Consider the following 19,404-nt stretch of genomic DNA (forward strand, 5'->3'; position numbering starts at 1 on the left):
TGAAATATCACTAATAAAATAACAATATTCTTTGTATTATACTTAAGCCCATTTTAATTGCGACTAAATGCGCTCAAAAAAGTGACCTATCAGTCGTTTGATAGGTCACTTGGCTTAACTTTATTTACTTCTTTCTAATGCTCATGCCGACGCTTGCGACTTAGGCCTAAGCCACCCATCAACCCAGTCAAGGCTAATAGTACACTACCCAAAACCGTGGCTTCTGACTTAGCTTCAGTCGTTTGTGGTAACGTCTGTGACTCAACTTTAGCCGTTGAAGTCGTTGAGTTAACTGTCGTTGCGGCTTTAGCTACTGTCGTCGTATGGCTCAGACTAATCGTGGCTGCTTGAGCATCAGTCGTCGCCGGTTTGGTAATCGTGGCAGCACTAACTGTAGTGCTTGCCGCCGTGGTGCCTTGACCACGTTGCGGTTGATTAGTCTGGTGATCATCAGCAGGTTGCCCGTGATTAGAGTCGTCAGTTCCGGGATTAATGGTATCGCCTTGTTCATCGTTACCATCAGGTTGGTCAACATCTACCCCTGGCTGATCAGTATTCCCACTCTCTTCATCAGCCGTCACCGTAATTGTCGCGGTCTTACTAATCAGATTACCAGCAGCATCGGTATATTGATACGTTACCGTATAAGTGCCGGCCGTCATTGGATCAACGGTGCCGATCACCGCGACCTGTTGAGTCGCAACCGCTTGACCCTTGGCATCAAGAACCTTGACCACGTTATCCGTGGCATTCCACGTCCCGCCAGCCGTGAATGTACTGTCTTTAACCTGCAAATCTGCTTGGCTCTTAACCACGGTAACCGTCACTAATTGTGCCACTTGATTGCCTCGGCCATCCGTATAATGCAAAGTGACTGTATAAGTTCCCGGCTTAGTTAACTCAACCGTGCCCGTCATCGTGACTTTGCCTAAATCATCCGCTTGACCAGCTTCGTTTTGAACGCCGGTTAAACTGTCACTCAACTGCCAGCTAGCTTTAGGACCAGCAATCACCGTACTATTATTAGCCTGAATCTTAGCTGAGGTTGCAACGACCGTAATCGTCGCCGTATCGTCCAACACATTCCCAGCACCATCGACATAGTGATAGGTCACATGATATTGACCAGGTTTAGTTAAATCAACCGTGTCGCCACCAACCGTAATCGCGCTCGTATCGACTAGTTGACCATATTCGTCTTGATGCGTGGTCAATTGGTCAGCTGCATTAAAACTAGCATTCGGACTTTGAATGACCGTGGTATCTTTAGCTTTTACATCCGCTTGGGAAGCAACGACCATCACAACAGCCGTGGACGTGGTCGTATTGCCTTGACTATCAGTATACGTGTAGGTCAATTCATTCCGACCAGCTCGACTCAAATCGACCGTCCCACTAACCGTCACCGTGGTGCCATCGGTCCGTAAATAGCTGTACATCACTGACATAACTCTAGCTGCGACCTTGACGTTATTTTCTAAAACCACATCATCGGCACTAACCGTATCACCACTAGCCTGAATAACTGACGCTAAATTATCCTTTGCATGCCAAGCAGCGTTAGGTCCCATCACAATCGTAGAATTTGTCGTATTGACATGGGCTTGTGATGCAACCACGTTAATCGTCGCTGTCTGTTCATGTTGATAGCCAGCGGCATCAGTGTAGGTAATCACAACCGTTTGGATTCCCGGCGTGGTTAAGTTTGGTGCTTGACTGGCAGTAAGCTTAACTGTTGTCAAATCAGTCACAGCATTGCCAGCAACATCCGTCAAGCTCGCTAAACTGTCCGCAATCGACCAAGCAGTGTTGGGACCAGCCGTAACCGTAACGTCCTTAACCGCCAAGCCAGCGCCATTAGCAACCACATTGACGGTAACTTGATAGCTGTGTTGATTGCCTTCGCTATCGGTATAAGTTAACGTGATTGGGGTCTTACCAATCGCTTTCAAATCAGGTTCCGTATTAGCTGTTATGTTCAGACTCTTGATATCAGTGACGTCATTGCCAGCAAAATCAGTAGCCCCCGTCACATGATCGAAGAGGTTCCAACTAGCTTGGTCACCCTGCACGATGGTTAAATCTTTCGTCGTTAGTGTTGCTTGACTGGCAACCACATTGACGGTAACGTCGGCAGTCCGTTCATTCCCAGCAGCATCAACGTAAGTTAAGGTTACTGTTTGGGAACCAGCCTTGCTGGTATCTAAAGTCGTACTTGTCACCTTGGCCAATTCAGCAGTTGTTAAAGCATTACCCGCCGCATCTTTACTTTGCGTGGCATCAACACTATCACTAGCCGTCCAAGTTGTGGTGCCTTGGTTGACGCTGACTGCTTTACCGACCAAGACAGATTGGCTGTCGACGACTGTAATAGTGACATTTGCAGTTTTGCCATCGGTATAAGTTAACGTAACATTATAATTACCCGCTTGTTTCAAGTTAACCACATCACCAGTAACCGTAATAGCATCTGAATTATCCTTATATAGTTTATTAACATCAACAACATTACCAGCGGCATCCATTAAGCTAACAACACTATCAGCCCAATTCCAAGTTGCATTCGGTCCAGCGATGATTGTTGCTGGTTTTCCTGTAATAGCTGCTTTACTACTAGTTTGCCAAATATAAGTTGCTGATGGTCCATTAACGCCATCATAAAGCGCCATTAATTGCGCACTTGTATATGTTTTACTTGCATCATCAACGTTGACCCAGAGTCCAGTATACTGCGCTGTTTTTTTAATGGCAGGTAGTTCAGCCCCTAAAGTCATATTAGGCTTGGCCGCTAAATAAACACCAGCGTCTAAACTTAAAGTCTTTAGACTTGCATCATTTAACAATAATCTAAAGCCTTGTGACATATTGGTCATGTTGAAACCTGTTAGATCTAATGACGTCAATTTGGGATCATTAGAAATCATCAAATCAACTGATGGTACTCCGGTCAACTTAGGACCAGTTGCAAATGTAAGACTAGTTAAATTAGGCATATCGCCAAACGCCGAACTAGCTCTTTCCACATTACTCAAATTAAAATTTGAAACATCAGCTGTTGATAAACCCGTGTATTCTAAGAAACCATTGATTGTTGTTAAGGACCCACTATTTGCCGTCCATCGGCTCAAATCTAAGTCAGCTAGCTTGGTATTCCACTGAAACATGTTACTAACAGTCGTTAAATATGGCGTATTCCATTGACCAATTTTCACTGAAGTCAGGGCCGTAGTAGTCCAAGCACCCCAAAACATTAGGCTCATATCAGTCACATTGCTGACATCCCAGCTACTTAAATCAATACTTTCTAAGCTTGTATCATTATCAAATAGTCCCTTCATATTGGTAACTTGTGATACATCAAGATTCTCCAAGCCTTCAAACTCAGTTACTTTAGTCAAATAATAAAATAAGTACTGCATATCGGTACCCGTTATTACACCAGGTTCAATCACAACTTTTGTAATTTGGTCAGCATGACTTTTCCAAGGATTATCTGATGCATTTTGATTTACCAGTGTTCCAGCTTTAATGGTTAAAACACCATCATCAGTTATTTCCCATGGGCTAGTTCCATCTTTACCAGATGCAACAACAGCTGGTGCTGTAGCCAGACGCATTAAATTAAACCGAGAAGACTGAAGTGCTGCCGCCTGAATCGCACTATCCAACAAACCGTTCGCTAAATAATTCGTATTTCCAACTAATAAGTCATTCTCAGTCAAGCCATTAACATTCTCATCAGTAACTAAATCATTAGTATTAACCGTAACCTGATCTTCAACCGGATTAGTTATTTCAGATTCCGAATGATCATCGTTCACTGGCTGTTCAACATTGGCATCAGCCACCGGTGCCGTTACAACTGGTGTGTCGGGTGTCGTCGTGGCTGGCTTCTCCGGTTCAGTTGGGTCACTTACCGAATCTGACTTAACTGATGTGTCGTCAGCTTGTCCTTTTTCATCGTTAGTTGGGGCAATTTCTTTATTACTCGAATCATCGCTAGCACCATTGCTAGTATCAACGGATTCAGTATCAACTTTAGAATTATCAATTTCTGGTTTATTCTGGTCATTTGCCTCAGCTGCAGCTGGCTTATCAGTCTCAGTCGTAATATCAGCCTTAGTGGTTGCCGTAGTGCCTGCTTTTTGCCCAGCAGCTACGTCTGACCCATTACTCTGATCAATGGTGCTACCGTTCTTTAATGGTACCGCACTTTGGTTGAGCTCACTGGTACTCGTCGTTTCGCTAACAGCTGCAGCGCTACTATCATCACTAGTGGTGGCCGCTTGACCCATTAACGCATTAACATTCCACGCCGCCACTGCGACCCCCGCAAAGATCCAAAAGCGACCTTTTTTATACATCTTGTAGTAAACCTTTTCATTTTGTTTTGTCATTTCACTACCCCCAAGTTAAGCGACGCCTCAAACACTAGCCAATTACTAAGCGTTCAAACCACCGGTCGATTACATTTATTAATAACGATATCAGCAAACCCATCACTCACACCGGTTTAGCTATAATTGCTATTTAAATCATTAATTACTATGCTTAATAAATAAACACTTTTTATGTTTATAATATAGCACGATAAGTCAGTATAAATCAACATAAATTCGTTATATACAGATTATTTTTTAATACTATTAAACTTATATGATAAGTCAAATAATCATTAATCTATCAACACTTATCTTTATGAAATAAAGGAATAGTCTTATTGTTTCATTGTCTATTTTAATCAAGCATAGCACTGCCTAACGTCCTTTAATTTTCCCAAAACAAATTGTTGCAACTCACAATTTGACTAACGCTAGACACGGAAAACGTGGGATAACTAAAAAACACCATTAACCTATCCTTCAATAGGTTAATGGCGCTAATTAATTAGTCTGTTTAATTTCTAAGCTTGGCGCAACTTCCGACTCACACCGGCTAAGCCAGTCAAAGTCGTCAAGGCTAATAACAAGCCCCCGGCCATGGAAATTGGCGTTGTCGTTGGCGTGCCGTTACCGACAATGGTAATGGCTGGCTTAGTGGTTAAATTCACACTAACCGGCTTAACTGTGGTAGCAGTTGTCGCAATCTTGGTCGTCTTAACCGTTACCGGCTTCGTCGCTTTAGCGGTCTTAACCGCACTAGCCGCAACAACTTCCGCTTTTGGCGCGGTCGTAACGGCTGATTTAACCGTGGCAGCCTTCGCTGGCGTAGCCGTTACCGTTGTGGCTTTAGCAGTCGTCGCTGAACCAGTGGTGGCTTTAACTGCCGTAGCGGCTGGCTGACTCGTCTTTTTAGTCGTGGTTGTCGACTTAGCAGCAGCTTGACCAGTCGTTGCTTTAGCTTGTTTGTGGCTAGTTGGGCGCGGTGATAAGTTAATCCGATCAGTAATTTCTTCAGTCGTGCTCCCATCATCATAAGTGGTGGTCTTCGTGCCATCATTTTCACTGACGCCAGTCTTCGTATTGGCATCATAAGTTGCCTCATCAGTCGCCCCAGTCTGAGCATCAGTTGTACTATCGGATGTATGATCACTGGTTTGATCGGTTGCTTGGCTATCAGTTGTTGCGGTGACCGTCGTTGAGTCGCCAGTCGTTGCGGCCCCATCATCCGCTTGACTAACGATGCCGGTCATACTTAAGGTAGCAAGGGCGACCCCCGCCAACAGCCAAACTCGACTTTGCTGTTGTAGTTTTTTTAAATTCATTGATTTACGCATCCTTGATACCCCCAAATTCTGTTAAAAAACTTAAGCTTACCCTTTGAATTCAATCAGTAGTATTACTTTTACTTATATCGGAAAGTCAATAATCCGGTTAACCACTGATAAATCAATCTTTTCATAATTGGTACTATCATTTAATTTAATCAATCGGGTAAATAGCTAAACCCTTTCTGCATTTATAGAATAACACACCGTATTAGTATAAATCAATAACAAATCCTTAATATACCGATTTATTTTAGTGACAATTGTAAACGCATAAAAACTACTCATTTGCTGTAATAACGCTATTTATTAAGCCACTCTTCAACTATACCAATTTTTATATTTGCCTAATTAGCATCGTTAGTATCAGTTGGCGTTAGTTTGTATAGTTTTGGAACGAGTGGGGTAGTAAAAAGCAAAAAAATAGCGTTAATCAGACGCTAGCGTCTAATTAACGACTTCATCTATTCAGTTATCGCGTGATTGTTGACTGACAAATTGTGCCAATACCGCAGTCAATGTATCGACCGTGGCTGGGTAATTGGCTGGATGTTGCAATAAATAACTCATGACGCGACCTTGATACAACACGGAGGTCGACTGTTGCCCATTGGTTTGTAATAAAGTCCGTCGAAATTCATTTAATAATTGCTGCAGACCAGCCTGAGCGTTGTCAGCTCGGTCTAGCGTTAAAGCCGCGCGACTGATGGCATCCAAGACCATCGCTTGCGTTGTTTGTTGTTTAAGTGTCATGGTTCAAGCCCCCACCCTTTTTAGGATAAGGTTTAGTATACGCTAAGCTTTCTGAAAAAAGCTAGTCAAAAGTTTGTCAATTGCAGCTCATTAGGGAATATGTTAGGGTATTGTATTGCGATGCTTACTAACTTAAACGGAGGTTACGACTCATATGAAACCATCCTCAAAATGGCTCCAACGGCTCCAGAATTTTATGCGCGGTCGTTACGGTCAAAATGACACTTTGAATAAATGCTTAAACAACTTGGCGCTCTTACTGTTAGTCATCAGTATTTTCACTCGAATTGGCTGGCTCGTCTTAATTGCTTTCCTATTATTAGTCCTCAGTTACTGGCGACTCTTTTCTAAAAAGATCTACCAACAAGTCGCACTCAATCGGGGGTTCCAACGTATCTGGTTCCCGATTGTACGGCCTTTTACGCGGGCCAGCTATTCGCTCAAGCAACATTGGCGTTACCGGTTCTTTCATTGCGCTCAGTGCCACCAACGTATCCGAATTCCGCGGCACCACGGGCGTGTTCGGGTCACTTGCCCCAAATGTGGGCATCAATTTGAAGCGCGGACCTAAGTTGATTTTCAGAAATCACTTACGAAAATTTTCATTTTCTGTTACAGTAATCAATTGTGCTCATATTACTGGTTACTAGAAGGAGAATGTTTTTTATATGCAAAAGCAGTCACAATCCAACCCAACCTTAATTATGATTGGGTTACTTTTGGGTGGCTTTGTCGGGATGTTTAGTGAAACTGCGCTAAACATCGCGCTCCCCCAATTGGAACAACAGTTACATGTTAATACCGGGACTATTCAATGGCTGGTCACTGGTTACTTATTAATGGTCGGCATCGTCCTACCATTATCAAGTATGCTGACCAAGCATTTCACCACCCGGCAATTATTGATCTTTGCGTTAGCCGACTTCATGGTGGGGGCCGCTGTCTCAGCAATGGCCAGTACCTTTGCCGTCTTACTAGTCGGCCGGATGATTCAAGGGATCGCCACCGGATTGATTCTCCCATTGATCTTCACCGTTTTGTTAGCGATTTATCCGCCACAAAAACGCGGTAGCGCCATGGGGTTAGTTGGTTTAGTTATCATGTTTGCCCCCGCTTTAGGACCGACCATCGCTGGCCTGATTCTCGGGACCCTTTCATGGCACTGGATCTTCTGGCTATTCATTCCCTTATTAGCAATCGCCTTGATTATTACGCTGATTTTCATGCAAAATGTTTCCGACGTCACCAAGCCTAAAATTGACATTTTATCCATTATTTTATCTTCATTTGGCTTCGGTGGCTTAGTCGTTGGCGCTAGTCTCGCCGGTGACCGTGGCTGGGGCAACCCCATTGTTTTGTTGGCGTTAGCCATTGGGATCGTCGCCCTTTACGTTTACGCCCGGCGGCAACTCAAGTTAGCGACCCCCATCTTGAACTTGCGTGCTTTTAGTTTTAAGAAGTTCAGTGTGGGAACCATCCTCGTGATGGTCGACTTCGGCATTATCATGTCATCGATGTACTTATTGCCAATGTACTGGCAAAAGGGACTCGTTGTACCCGTTGCTTTAACTGGGGTCTTAATGTTACCTGGCGGGATCGTCAACGCAATTGTCTCAGCTACTGCTGGCCGCTTATTTGATAACTACGGGGCCAAATATTTAACCCGATTAGGATTCGCACTAAGTTTCGTCGGCGCGGCAATGCTGATCTTCACCACCACGCATTCGGCCTACTGGTATGTGATCTTAGCGCATGTCATCATTATGATCGGCGCCCCGCTAGCCATGTCGCCAGCCCAAACATACGGCTTAAATGCCTTACGGGGACCGGTCGCCGCTGATGGGAGTACCATTTTGAACACCTTGCAACAAATCTTAGGTGCCCTAGCAACCGCGATTGCGACGAGTTTGTTAGGCATCGGTCAACATGCCAGTCACGCAACTGGCGCAACAGCCTTTGTTCATGGGACACATTATGGGTTCTGGTTCACTTTGGCTTTAGCCATCTTAGGCTTTTGTCTCTCTTTCTTAGTCAGCAATCAACCTGAGAAGTCAATCGATCCGCTAGCTGAAAAGCGTCACCCTGAACGCGCAGCTGCGGAACATTAATTTTTAAACTAAATGACCAAGTTAAGATTCGCTAATGAGTCTTAACTTGGTCTCTTTTTAGATTGCACTTTCCCACCTTTTCCGCCACAATGGAATTGGATACACGAGGAGTTTATTTTATGGAAACGACGATTGATTTAATTATTGGTACTAGTGCCATCTTAGCCATCATCTGTTTTTGGCAAGCGATTCATTGCTTTCGACTCGGTCAGCATCGGCTCATGGCCAGTATCTGGCTCGTAGTCGGCTTGCTGTTAGTTGGGTTGGCCGGCTTCTTCATCTGGGCCGCTATTCCGCTATGGACTAGTCTTTAGAGGGGGGTCTGATCAATGAATCCAGCTGAAATCTTCAATAAATACTTAGATAAGTATCACATCACCATGCAGCATCCAGAGCATGGCTTAGTCATGTTAACATCACCTGTCTGGCCACAACATCCGGACTTACAACAGTCTATTTTACACGCGTTACAAGGCCTAAAAGGCGTCTCACAAGTGACGGTGAATAGTCCTGAACAACTGGTTATGCGCTATGATTCTAGTACACTACGGCGCATCAATCCGTTGACGTTGTTCTCAATCGAACGCAAGCTCAGCCGCCAATATCATCAGGCGGGCTACTAAGCGGACACCAAAAAATAGCGATTCCGAAATACTAAACTTTCGGAACCGCTATTTTTATCGCTCAATTGCTTTAATACCCAACTCTAAAAGGCAATGACAGCCATGATCTTACCTTCAGCACCGGCAAAATCAATCACCTTGCGTTTCAAGTTAGCGGTCCAAGTCTGACAACCCGCCGCAGCTAACCCTTTAACAGCTTCTGCCAAGCTCAACTTACCAGCGACATAATCCGTCCCAAGTTGTTGAACTTTGTCGGCATCTTCTTCAATGGCTACCTTAGTCCCTAAGCCATTCGTTAACCGTTCCACCAAGTACCCATTTTCACCAAAGTACGTGGTTGCGCCGGCACGCACATCATATTCATAATGTTGGACGCCTAGGTCAGCTTCCTTCTTCGCGATAGTTGCAAAGTCCGCATGGTCGCCTAAGCTAGCCAAGACTTCATCAATTGCTGCTAATTTAAACATAGTTTCGTCTCCCTCGTATAGTTAGTCCGTCTCTATTGTAATCCAAATCAAGCCTGTATGTCTTTTAACGGATAGAAAATTCGCATCAGTACCATATAAATCAACGCAATCAAGATCATATCAATAAAGGTTGCGCCTAATACGTTAGCAACCACTGGTAATTGTTTTAGTAATAAGAACAAGCCGACACCCAAGATCCAACAAATCAGTGCAATCCAGTTCACCCCATGAGCGTACCAGTACTGACCATGCGAATTGGCCAATTCATTGACATCATAATGTTGGTGATGTCGCCAATAGTAATCAACCAACATCACACTGATCATTGGTCCTAAGACCATCCCGATATAATCCAGAAAGGCTGTAAACGCCGTCAAGAAGCTACCGACCATTAACGGAATTAACGTGACCAACGTAGCAATGATGGTCACCGCCCACAGTGCTGGCCGCAACCGAATCTTAGGAAAGATATTTGACAATGCCGAACCGGCCGCTAGTAAGTTAACCGCATTCGCCGTCATACTTGTTAATACAATGACAAGCAACGCCAACACGCCTAGACCTAACCGACTCGCAATCGTACTTGGATCAGAGTTGTTTGGATCGTACGTTCCAGACGTAATCGCAATACTGATGGTCGCTGCAAGACCAATAAACGCAAACCAGAATACCCCTGTAAAGGCGCCGAGAAACGGCATCCCGGTGGCCCCGGACCGTTTACGCGTGAACCGGGTAAAATCAGCGCCAGCCGTCACCCAAGAGAGATTAAAGGCCGCCAGCGTATCCATCCCAGCTCCCGGCGTCATTTGTAAGTGTGTCGGCGCGTGCCAATGTAAGAGTTCGCTAAAGGTCACGGTCTTAAAAACGACCACCGTTTCCCACAAGACAAATAAAATCACCAGCACAATGCCAACCCGTTCAATCATCTGGACCGAACGTTGGCCCACCGAAACGCTCAACAAATGCAGCACACTCATTACAATAATGCCTAAGACGAGCCCCTTAGCACCACCTGGCTTACCATACACCGGCCAGCCGACAATATCATGCAATAAATAACTGACCGAAGTCGCTGCAATAAACGTATTGACCGCTGTCCAGCCGATATACTGGGTTAAATTAACAAACGATGGCACATAACTGCCACGGATCCCAAACGACCCGCGAATCAGACTCATCGTGGCGGCACCAGTCCGATAACCCATAAAGCCAACTAAGGATAAACATAAATATGAAAAGGTTGATGAAGCAATAATGACTTTTAAGGCCGTCAGCAGGCCACACGCCGCTAAGACACCGCCAACATACCAGGTTCCGTTATTCGCATTCGCACCAATCCACGTTGCAAACATGTCCCAATTTGCCATATGGCGGTGCTTAGTGGGAATCACTTCAATCTGATATTTACTTTCTTGCTTCACAATAGTCACCCTTTCTACAATGTTATCCATTGTAGGTTTATCCGTAAGCAATGGTCAAGCGTGTTCAACGAATTTCCTGCATTGCGGTGACTAAAAATTAGCCGTAAGATAATCTATAACTGCTTGGTACTAGTTAGATTAAACTGCCACTCTGGTTGGCCCAGAATCGGCTGGAACGTGGTGGCCACGTTTTCGAGCCACAGAGCAGTCTCGAAAGCCGGGCTTTATCTAAGTCGGAAAATCACCGACCAAGATAAACGACACCACTGAGCCAATTCTGGTCCGCCCGGCGTTAACTAACCAGAATTAAAAAATTAACGCTTGCTTATTTTAAGTTCAGTTATTTAGCCGAGCCGTTGGTTCCTAAAATGCTCAGCCGTGTCGTTGGCCTTAGTGCGAGTGGGCTACTCGGGCTTAGGCCAAGGCCAGTTTTGAAGACCGCCCTTTGGCTTCAAAATGGCCCATGGCGTTCCAGCGTTTTAGGAACCAACCGGCAGGCGGCAATTTCAACTAGCACCAAGCATAACAATATTAATAAGCTGTCAACAAAAATCCAGCGGGCTACTACCAAAACACTCATCAATTCAGCGTTAGCCTAACGCCGGACTAGTCAGAGTGGAAACTTTAACATTCCAAAAATAATTCAATTAGGAAGTGTGTAACATGCATGGTCGTTTAGTTGGTTGGCGGCGTAACTTGGCCGTCTTATGGTTAGGCACCTTTATTGCCGGCATGGGATTCTCCGAAATCATGCCGTTTTTATCTTTATATGTTGGCGAACTCGGGCACTTTACCCGCGGCCAGTTGACGATGTATAGCGGGCTGACTTATGCTGTGACTTTTTTCGTCATTGCCGTGGTCTCACCACTATGGGGTAAACTGGCGGATCGCCGGGGCCGAAAACTCATGCTCTTACGTTCATCACTAGGCATGGCCATCGTTATTGGATTAATGGGCTTCGTACATCACATCTGGATCTTAATTTTACTGCGCTTCTTACAAGGACTATGCGCTGGCTATATTCCTAATGCCAGCGCCCTGATTGCCACTGAGACCCCGAAGGAAAATAGCGGGACCGCCATCGGAATTCTAACGACCGGTTATGTGTCAGGTAACTTAATCGGCCCGATTTTAGGCGGGGTCTTAGCCCAGATTTTCTCAATTCGACTCACTTTTATCATTACTGGCATCTTACTATTGATTGTTTTCGCGCTAAGCCTCTTCTTCGTTCACGAAACATATCGGCCTAACCCGCAAGCCCAGGCGACACGTCAAGGCAGTCTGCTCAGTCAATTTAAGAACCCAACCTTGATTATCGTCTTGTTAGTATCAACCATGATTATTCAAATGGGTAATAATTCCATCACCCCAATCATCAGTCTCTACGTCAAGCAACTGATGCACAATGTCGGTCCTATCACCGTGGTTGCCGGAATCATTGCGGCTTTACCAGGGATCTCAACTTTATTGTCAGCTCCGCGGTTGGGGCATTTGGGTGATACTCGCGGAACTGGCCGCATTCTCGTCTTCGGATTCGTTTTTGCCATTTTGATGTACTTTCCCCAAGGCTTAGTCTCCAGTATTTGGGTCTTAGGACTCTTGCGCTTCATGATTGGCATCTCAGACGGCGCCCTCTTTCCAACCATCCAAACGATGCTCTCTAAAAACACGCCGCGTGAATTGACCGGCTCTATCTTCAGCTGGAATCAATCGTTTCAAGCACTCGGCAGTATGTTCGGCTCCCTAGCTGGTGGGGCAGTGTCGAATTGGTTTAATTACAGCGGCGTCTTTATCTTTACGGCCTTATCGCTATTATTGAATTTTATTCTCGTCCTGTTCTTTATCCCTGAACTGCGACATCCTTGGCAACCAAAAGCGTAATCACCTTAAAGAACCTCCAGCCTAACCGTCAACATTGCCGGTTAAGCTGGGGGTTCCTTTTATTTACATGAACTTAACACAAACAATATCAACTCTTTACGCCGCCAATACGTTTAACCGGTAAGCTTAAAGTATCAATTAGTTGCCAGGGAGGCCCCATCATGCCGGTTATCAAGCTCAAAAATGTGCAGAAAAGTTATCTAGATCAACCGATTCTCCAACCACTTAATCTCACCTTGCCCGCTCAACAAATTACTGCGATCACCGGGTCAGCTAGTGCTAGTAAGGCCACTTTACTTAATCTCATTGCCGGTTACCAACAACCGGACACGGGCCGGATCTACTTTGATCAGCGCTTGGTCTTCAATGAAACCCATCACTTTAGCTTGCAACCCCGTGATCGACAAGTGGCAATGCTCTGTCTCGACTTCGCTTTTTGGCCGCATCTAACGGTCCGCGAAAACATTGCCTTTCCGCTGCGTAATACGTTAACGGGACAAGCGTTAATCACCCGGGTCAATCGAGCACTAGTACAGCTGGAACTGACTGAATTACAGGACCGCTATCCCGGTGACTTAAGTCAGTTACAAAAGCAGCATCTCGCCTTAGCCCGTATCTTAGCCCAACAACCAGCCGTGCTCATCTTTGATGAAAGTTGGAGTCTAGGTAAGGCTGACTTAGCCCAGCAACTACGGACGACCGTTGCCACCGTTGCGCGGCGCTTAGCCTTAACCACCGTCATGGTCACTGAAGATGATCAAGCGGCCACGCACTTGGCTGACTACTTAGTGGAACTACAACACGGTCAGATCGTCAAAACGCAAGCCGCAAAAAAACTAGTGCTAACGACCAATTAGGCCCCGCACTAGTTTCCAGTGATTTATTTAAGATATTTCGCCATAAAAGTATCGACTTTTTGCGTATACACTTGTGGCTGTTTCGTAAAGGCTTCCGCATGGCCGGCACCTGGGACAACCCAGAGTTGTTTATCTTTAACAGTCGTTGCGCGATAGTTTTGATAGACCATCTTCGTTGGGACAAACGTATCACGACCACCATGAATGAAAAAGATTGGCAAGCGATTATGCTTCAGTTGCGTCACCGAACTGGCTTTTAAGAAGTTAAAGTGAGCCTTGGATTGCGCTACCCAATTGGCCGTATAAATCAATGGGAATTTTGGCAAATGATATAACGCTTTTAACTCATAAGTCAGTTCATCACCCACACTAGTATAGCCGCAATCTTCAATAATTGCTTTAACTTGTGATGGCAGGTGTTCGCCACTCATCATCATGACGGTCGCACCACCCATCGAAACACCGAATAGCCCGATGCGACTGTCTGACCCCACTCGGCGAATGACTTGCTGCGTCCATTTGAGATAGTCCAAACGATCTGGCCAGCCAAAACCATAGTAATGGCCTTCGCTTTGACCGTTCCCCCGATCATCCGGCGCTAAAACGTTGTAGCCTTGACGATGCCACAAGCGAATGTAACTGGCCATTTGTTCTTTATTTCCCATATAACCATGCGCCACAATCACCGTCCGCTTGGTCGCCTTCGCTGCTGGAACAAAATCAGCTACCAGCTTCAGGTTGTCCGTGGCTGAGGTTTCCCGCCAAGTTTGTTTCGCGACATTTTTTAGCCATTTTTGGTTGCGGACCAAGTTAGCATGGCTCTTTTTTGAACTATGCGTTAAAACTTTGGGTGTCGGTTCAAAGGCAAAGTGATATAAATAATAACTGCCGCCCGCAATGCCGATCACGAGCACCGCGACTAAAGCGCTGAGTGCTAAAATCCATTTCTTTCGTCTAGTCATCAATTCGTTCCTCTCTAAAACCGCTAGCTTAATCGTTGTTGCGTTAATAAATGCGCGCCCACCGTCTGCGCAGCTAATTCAATGGCTTGGGCCGTTGCATCAGCCGGCGTTAATTGTAATGACTGCAAGCGTAAGGCACGTTCAAAAGCGACTTTGAATTGTTGATACCGCGGCTCAATCGCTCGGGAATCTCGAATCTTCAAGATTGCGCGACTAATCGTCGTCAAATCAAAGTCCTGCTTTAAAATCGTCACAACGATTACCGCGACAATCTGATTACGGGTATACTGCCGCCCAACTGGCCGACTAAAAAAGTGCTGCTTCACATAACTATTGACCATTGTTTTCGTCACGGCCGTAATTCCTAATGGCGCTAACGTCTGATTAACAAGTTGCAACAATTGTTCCATGTAGATGGGCATCACTGGTAAGGCCTGCCACGATGTTAACTCAAAGTGTGCTAAACCTGACTTGGTCTGAGCCATCGTCATTCCCCCTTCTGAATGCTCTAACTAATTTACCGTAATCTAGGATCAATTTCAACAATAACTAGTTTAATAAATTATATCATCTAGACTTATCATCTACATAATCATTAATAATCACTGAGCTTATGCCAGCTTGACTTGCGCGGCCCGGGCCCTTTCCGCTAAAATAAGAGAGTCTTCATACGCTAGGTGCTCGTTAAAACCACTACCGGTGGACTAGCATTGGTTCAGTAGCGTTGTTTGACTTAGGCTTCTCAGCTTAGGTCCGATTCACGTTGCCACCGATGTTGGCCTAACTAGCACCAAACGTCGTCTTAAACTTTAAAGTTGGCTTTGACGCCAACTCATCATTACGCCATGACAGAAAGGAACTTTCTCATGAATAACGTTTATCTAGCTGCGCCTTTTTTTGACGATGCGCAAAAAGCACGGATTGCCCAAGTCAAAGAGGCTTTGATCGCTAATCCGACCATCAACAGCACGGGGATCTTCTTGCCCGAAGAACACCAATTTGAAGCAGAACCTTTCGGCAGTCGGGCCTGGCAACAATATGTCTACGCTTCCGATATGCGTCAAGTGCATCGCGCCGATCTGATCGTTGCGATCCTAGACTTTGATATGACCAGCGACACCAATGAACCGGATTCCGGCACGATGTTTGAGATTGGCGCTGCGGTAGCCGAGAAGACGCCCGTACTCGTCGTCCAATTTGATGCTGACAAACAATTGAACTTAATGATTGCGCAAGGATTGACGGCCTACTTCGATGCCAGCCAAAATGGCTTAGCCGAGTTAGCCACTTATAATTGCGATGATCTCAAATCAAAACCAGCGAAACGGCCTGTTTTCTAAATCAGCCTACTCAAAAACGCGCGAGCTAATTGGCTCAGCGCGTTTTTTATTTTGATTATTCAGTTAACTCGGCCACGGTTACTTGCCGTTGTTGACGCCGTTTATTTAATTCTAGCACCATCGTTGGCACAAAGACTGCGACCAAGATGATCAGCCAATTAAGACCAGCTAAATTAACTAAGCCAAACCAAGACTGTAATCCTGGTACTAGGCCTAACGCCAAGACCACTAAGATACCGGCTAGTAGTGCCTGATTGAGACGTGGATTTCGTCTTAAGCTAGCCCACGTTAATGGTTGGCGATCCTTGATGGCATAAATATCGATCATCGACCCAATCGCCAAGACCATGAAGACCATCGTCATCCCGACTGGCGCTTGATTTGTGGTTAAGCCGAATCGACCAAGCGCGTAGACGCCTAGTGTCAATAACGTAAACGTCACGGCCCGCACTGCCAATCGTTGACCTAGCCCACGAGCTAATAGACTCTCCTCATTACTAATTGGCGGTTGTTGCATTGTCGCCGCTTCTCCCGGTTCCCGACTCAGGTAAAAGCCTGGAATACCATCTGCTAAGACGTTAATAATCAGGAGTTGTTCCGCCAACAGCGGGGCACCCCAGCCGAACATGACCGCCCCGACCATCAAGAAGATCTGGGCAAAGTTCACACCCACTAAGAATTCGACCGCTTTTAAAATATTTTGATAAACCGTCCGGCCTTCTTTGACCGCCGTCATAATCGTAGCGAAATTATCATCCGTTAAGATCATGTCCGCGGCGCCTTTAGAGACTTCCGTTCCGGTAATCCCCATTGCAATCCCGACGTCGGCCGCTTTTAAGGCTGGCGCATCATTCACACCATCACCCGTCATCGCAACAGTCGCTCCGGTCGCTTGCCATGCCTGCACGATCCGAATCTTATCTTGTGGCGACACGCGCGCATAGACAGCAATGTCTTTAATTCGTGCCGTTAAATCTTGATCCGATAATCGGTTTAACTCGGCCCCTGAGATCACTTGCTGGCCAGCATTGAGAATCCCAATATCCTTAGCAATCGCCGTCGCTGTCACCAAATGGTCCCCGGTAATCATGACCGGCTGAATACCAGCGTCTTTAGCTGCCTGAATCGCCGCATAAACTTCCGGTCGTGGCGGATCAATAATGCCGACAATCCCCGCTAGCGTCAAATCAGTCAGTAAACTGGCCCACACTAAATCCGTCTCCGTTGGGACAATCCGATAGCCGACTGCTAAGACTCGTAACGCAGCCGCTCCAAATTGATCATGCGCCCGCTTGGCCGCGGCATAACTGGCCGCTGTTTGATCCACAGGCAGCCGATCAAGTGCCCCTTTAACAATGACCAACTTTTCACGGTCGTTCAATTGATGTACGGTCGCCATCATCTTTTTGGTCGAGTCAAATGGATCTTCCGCCAACCGCGGCGCGTCAACTTCAAGATCATCACGGGTCAACTCATGTTGCGCTAACCAGCGCACAATTGACAATTCCGTTGGATCACCCACGGTTTGCTCAGTACCAGCGACATGTTGGATTTCAGCGTTCGTCGCTAAACCTAAATATCGCATCAAGTCGCGACTGGCCGGCGTTAAGGCCGCGTCAGCTGCAGCCACTCCAGTGCTAGGCGTCCAAAATTTAGTGATGGTCATCTTATTTTGCGTCAACGTCCCCGTCTTATCTGAGGCAATCACATCTACGCCACCAATCGTTTCAACAGCACTGACCCGCCGCATAATGGCATGCCGTTTCGCCATCCGTTTAACCCCATGGGCTAAGCTGATGGTCACAATAATCGGCAGTGTTTCCGGTACCGCGGCCACCGCTAACGAAATGCCAATCATCAAACTATCGGCAATACCTTGATTTTGGGCCCAAACACTCAGTGCAAAAATGACTAAACCACCCGTTACGGCAAAAGCTGTCAACCATCCCGAAAGTCGATTTAATCGGCCTTGTAATGGCGTCGCGCGCCGTTTGGTCTGATTCAACAAACCGGCAATTTGGCCTAATTCCGTTGCCATCCCAGTGGTGGTCACTTGAATGACTCCGGTCCCAGCCGTTACGGCCGTCCCAGCAAACACCTGCTGGTCATCATTGGCACCATCCAGATCAGTCATGGCCAGTTTATTGACCGGGACACTTTCACCAGTTAAAACCGCTTCATCAATCGCTAAGTTCGTACTTGTTAAAACAACCGCATCGGCGGGCACTTGATCACCAGCTTTTAGCAAGACCAAATCGGCGGGCACAATATCTTTAGCGGCTACCGTCTGAGCGACGTCATCGCGACGCACCGTCGTCGTTGGTAGGCTCATTGATTTTAAGGCCGCCAATGCTTTTTCAGCGGAAGCCTCTTGGTACAACCCAATCGCAACATTAATAACCAGAATCGACCCAATCACAATCGACTTCGTCCAGCCACCATCATGTGCGATAGCCATATAACTCGCCAAACCGACTGCAAATAACAGTACTAGCGATGAGACATCCCTCAAATGTTGCCAAACCTTACGCCATAATGGCATTGGTCGACTAGCAACCAATTCATTAGCACCAACTTCCGCTAACCGTTGCGTGGCCGTTACCTGACTTAATCCGGACTTTGGAGTACGTATAAAATTCTTCATCTGCTTTCTTGACATCTTGCTCCTCCGTTCAAAATCCTATCGTTACAATTGCTATAATCTAATGATAACGGAAACATTTTGTCAGATTTTGCCTAGAATATGAAGAAACTATGAGGACGATTGACCAGCGCAACTAAATCAACAAAGTAGTCACCGCCCAGCACTGATATAACGCAATTTATAGCCAACCAATCTTTAGACGCCGTCGCTCGAAATTTCTGGTTTGTTTTTCGTTGGTCCTCACTAATATGCTAATCGTTCCGCTCCGGTTAGGCTGGATTGATGCTGGAACGTGGTGGCCACGTTTGCGAGCCAAAGTACGGTCTCGCAAGCCGGGCTTTCACTAGGTCGAGCAAACCACTCGGCCAAGTGAAATTTCACCACTGAGCATCATCCAGCCTAACCTACGCTAAATAGCAGGCTAATTGTGATTGAACTTAATCTGTTATATCGAGTAGACCAAATTTAGTCGCAGTGACCAGTAGGTTCGCCGTGTCGAATCACTTAGACCGGTGAATTGTCCGGTCTTAGTGATTGGGCCAGCTTGTTAGACGTGATTTTCGGCTAATAAGTGCCCTGCAGACCGCCCTTTGGCTGCAGGTCTGCCCCACCGCGAAGCTGCTGGTCAACGGAGACGGCTA

At 46.1% G+C, this 19,404-nt stretch carries 15 protein-coding genes; 7 read left to right on the forward strand and 8 right to left on the reverse strand.

From position 1 onward, the window contains the following. Window positions 1-134: 134 nt before the first annotated feature. From FFM80_RS00820 to FFM80_RS00830, 3 genes are all read right to left on the reverse strand, one after another. Entirely contained in the window at window positions 135-4,397 is a 4,263-nt protein-coding gene (locus FFM80_RS00820; RefSeq protein WP_137639080.1) for a bacterial Ig-like domain-containing protein, read from the reverse strand. Window positions 4,398-4,903: 506 nt separating this feature from the next. Beyond that, complete coding sequence (locus tag FFM80_RS00825) at window positions 4,904-5,716, reverse strand: hypothetical protein (RefSeq protein ID WP_137639081.1); 813 nt, start codon at window positions 5,714-5,716, stop codon at window positions 4,904-4,906. Window positions 5,717-6,175: 459 nt separating this feature from the next. Beyond that, on the reverse strand, window positions 6,176-6,460 hold the full coding sequence (locus FFM80_RS00830) for a hypothetical protein (RefSeq protein ID WP_137639082.1): 285 nt from the start codon (window positions 6,458-6,460) through the stop codon (window positions 6,176-6,178). 154 nt (window positions 6,461-6,614) lie between these two features. Here FFM80_RS00830 and FFM80_RS00835 point away from each other — a divergent pair, with 154 nt between their 5' ends. The 4 genes from FFM80_RS00835 to FFM80_RS00850 all read left to right on the forward strand — a co-directional run bounded on the left by FFM80_RS00835 (window position 6,615) and on the right by FFM80_RS00850 (window position 9,191). Beyond that, complete coding sequence (locus FFM80_RS00835) at window positions 6,615-7,031, forward strand: Zn-Finger Containing protein (protein WP_137639083.1); 417 nt, start codon at window positions 6,615-6,617, stop codon at window positions 7,029-7,031. Window positions 7,032-7,128: 97 nt separating this feature from the next. Then, window positions 7,129-8,568 (forward strand): DHA2 family efflux MFS transporter permease subunit, encoded by a 1,440-nt coding sequence (locus FFM80_RS00840; protein WP_137639084.1) that lies wholly within the window; start codon window positions 7,129-7,131, stop codon window positions 8,566-8,568. Between the two features lie 119 nt (window positions 8,569-8,687). Beyond that, on the forward strand, window positions 8,688-8,882 hold the full coding sequence (locus FFM80_RS00845; RefSeq protein ID WP_137639085.1) for a hypothetical protein: 195 nt from the start codon (window positions 8,688-8,690) through the stop codon (window positions 8,880-8,882). Window positions 8,883-8,897: 15 nt separating this feature from the next. Continuing rightward, entirely contained in the window at window positions 8,898-9,191 is a 294-nt protein-coding gene (locus FFM80_RS00850; protein ID WP_137639086.1) for a hypothetical protein, read from the forward strand. Window positions 9,192-9,274: 83 nt separating this feature from the next. Here the strand turns inward: FFM80_RS00850 and FFM80_RS00855 are convergent, their stop codons facing one another. Beyond that, complete coding sequence (locus FFM80_RS00855; protein WP_137639087.1) at window positions 9,275-9,658, reverse strand: DUF1398 family protein; 384 nt, start codon at window positions 9,656-9,658, stop codon at window positions 9,275-9,277. 47 nt (window positions 9,659-9,705) lie between these two features. After that, window positions 9,706-11,079, reverse strand: coding sequence for a cytosine permease (locus FFM80_RS00860; RefSeq protein ID WP_137639088.1), 1,374 nt, complete (start codon window positions 11,077-11,079; stop codon window positions 9,706-9,708). A 663-nt stretch (window positions 11,080-11,742) separates the two neighbouring features. Between FFM80_RS00860 and FFM80_RS00865 the strand changes: the two genes are divergently transcribed. Both FFM80_RS00865 and FFM80_RS00870 read left to right on the forward strand, forming a co-directional pair. After that, window positions 11,743-12,960, forward strand: a complete 1,218-nt coding sequence (locus FFM80_RS00865) for an MFS transporter (protein ID WP_137639089.1) — start codon at window positions 11,743-11,745, stop codon at window positions 12,958-12,960. A 161-nt stretch (window positions 12,961-13,121) separates the two neighbouring features. Beyond that, a complete protein-coding gene (locus FFM80_RS00870; protein ID WP_137639090.1) occupies window positions 13,122-13,817 on the forward strand; it encodes an ATP-binding cassette domain-containing protein in 696 nt (231 codons plus the stop codon). A gap of 23 nt (window positions 13,818-13,840) precedes the next feature. Here FFM80_RS00870 and FFM80_RS00875 read toward each other — a convergent pair whose 3' ends face one another. Both FFM80_RS00875 and FFM80_RS00880 read right to left on the reverse strand, forming a co-directional pair. After that, the gene (locus FFM80_RS00875; protein ID WP_137639091.1) at window positions 13,841-14,779 is read right to left on the reverse strand and encodes an alpha/beta hydrolase; all 939 of its coding nucleotides are present in this window, start codon (window positions 14,777-14,779) and stop codon (window positions 13,841-13,843) included. Window positions 14,780-14,802: 23 nt separating this feature from the next. After that, on the reverse strand, window positions 14,803-15,264 hold the full coding sequence (locus FFM80_RS00880; RefSeq protein ID WP_137639092.1) for a DUF1836 domain-containing protein: 462 nt from the start codon (window positions 15,262-15,264) through the stop codon (window positions 14,803-14,805). Window positions 15,265-15,645: 381 nt separating this feature from the next. On the opposite strand from FFM80_RS00880, the gene FFM80_RS00885 reads away from it, so the two are divergent. Continuing rightward, window positions 15,646-16,119, forward strand: coding sequence for a nucleoside 2-deoxyribosyltransferase (locus FFM80_RS00885; RefSeq protein WP_137639093.1), 474 nt, complete (start codon window positions 15,646-15,648; stop codon window positions 16,117-16,119). Window positions 16,120-16,174: 55 nt separating this feature from the next. Here the strand turns inward: FFM80_RS00885 and FFM80_RS00890 are convergent, their stop codons facing one another. Then, the gene (locus tag FFM80_RS00890) at window positions 16,175-18,778 is read right to left on the reverse strand and encodes a cation-translocating P-type ATPase (RefSeq protein ID WP_137639094.1); all 2,604 of its coding nucleotides are present in this window, start codon (window positions 18,776-18,778) and stop codon (window positions 16,175-16,177) included. Window positions 18,779-19,404 lie beyond the last annotated feature (626 nt).

The sequence above is a fragment of the Lactiplantibacillus dongliensis genome (genome assembly GCF_005405105.1).
Taxonomy (GTDB): domain Bacteria; phylum Bacillota; class Bacilli; order Lactobacillales; family Lactobacillaceae; genus Lactiplantibacillus; species Lactiplantibacillus dongliensis.

What these genes read in the sequence shown, in the direction of transcription:
- FFM80_RS00820 (WP_137639080.1), bottom strand. Translation starts at nt 4,397, where the DNA reads ATGACAAAACAAAATGAAAAGGTTTACTACAAGATGTATAAAAAAGGT.
- FFM80_RS00825 (WP_137639081.1), bottom strand. Translation starts at nt 5,716, where the DNA reads ATGCGTAAATCAATGAATTTAAAAAAACTACAACAGCAAAGTCGAGTT.
- FFM80_RS00830 (WP_137639082.1), bottom strand. Translation starts at nt 6,460, where the DNA reads ATGACACTTAAACAACAAACAACGCAAGCGATGGTCTTGGATGCCATC.
- FFM80_RS00835 (WP_137639083.1), top strand. Translation starts at nt 6,615, where the DNA reads ATGAAACCATCCTCAAAATGGCTCCAACGGCTCCAGAATTTTATGCGC.
- FFM80_RS00840 (WP_137639084.1), top strand. Translation starts at nt 7,129, where the DNA reads ATGCAAAAGCAGTCACAATCCAACCCAACCTTAATTATGATTGGGTTA.
- FFM80_RS00845 (WP_137639085.1), top strand. Translation starts at nt 8,688, where the DNA reads ATGGAAACGACGATTGATTTAATTATTGGTACTAGTGCCATCTTAGCC.
- FFM80_RS00850 (WP_137639086.1), top strand. Translation starts at nt 8,898, where the DNA reads ATGAATCCAGCTGAAATCTTCAATAAATACTTAGATAAGTATCACATC.
- FFM80_RS00855 (WP_137639087.1), bottom strand. Translation starts at nt 9,658, where the DNA reads ATGTTTAAATTAGCAGCAATTGATGAAGTCTTGGCTAGCTTAGGCGAC.
- FFM80_RS00865 (WP_137639089.1), top strand. Translation starts at nt 11,743, where the DNA reads ATGCATGGTCGTTTAGTTGGTTGGCGGCGTAACTTGGCCGTCTTATGG.
- FFM80_RS00870 (WP_137639090.1), top strand. Translation starts at nt 13,122, where the DNA reads ATGCCGGTTATCAAGCTCAAAAATGTGCAGAAAAGTTATCTAGATCAA.
- FFM80_RS00875 (WP_137639091.1), bottom strand. Translation starts at nt 14,779, where the DNA reads ATGACTAGACGAAAGAAATGGATTTTAGCACTCAGCGCTTTAGTCGCG.
- FFM80_RS00880 (WP_137639092.1), bottom strand. Translation starts at nt 15,264, where the DNA reads ATGGCTCAGACCAAGTCAGGTTTAGCACACTTTGAGTTAACATCGTGG.
- FFM80_RS00885 (WP_137639093.1), top strand. Translation starts at nt 15,646, where the DNA reads ATGAATAACGTTTATCTAGCTGCGCCTTTTTTTGACGATGCGCAAAAA.
- FFM80_RS00890 (WP_137639094.1), bottom strand. Translation starts at nt 18,778, where the DNA reads ATGTCAAGAAAGCAGATGAAGAATTTTATACGTACTCCAAAGTCCGGA.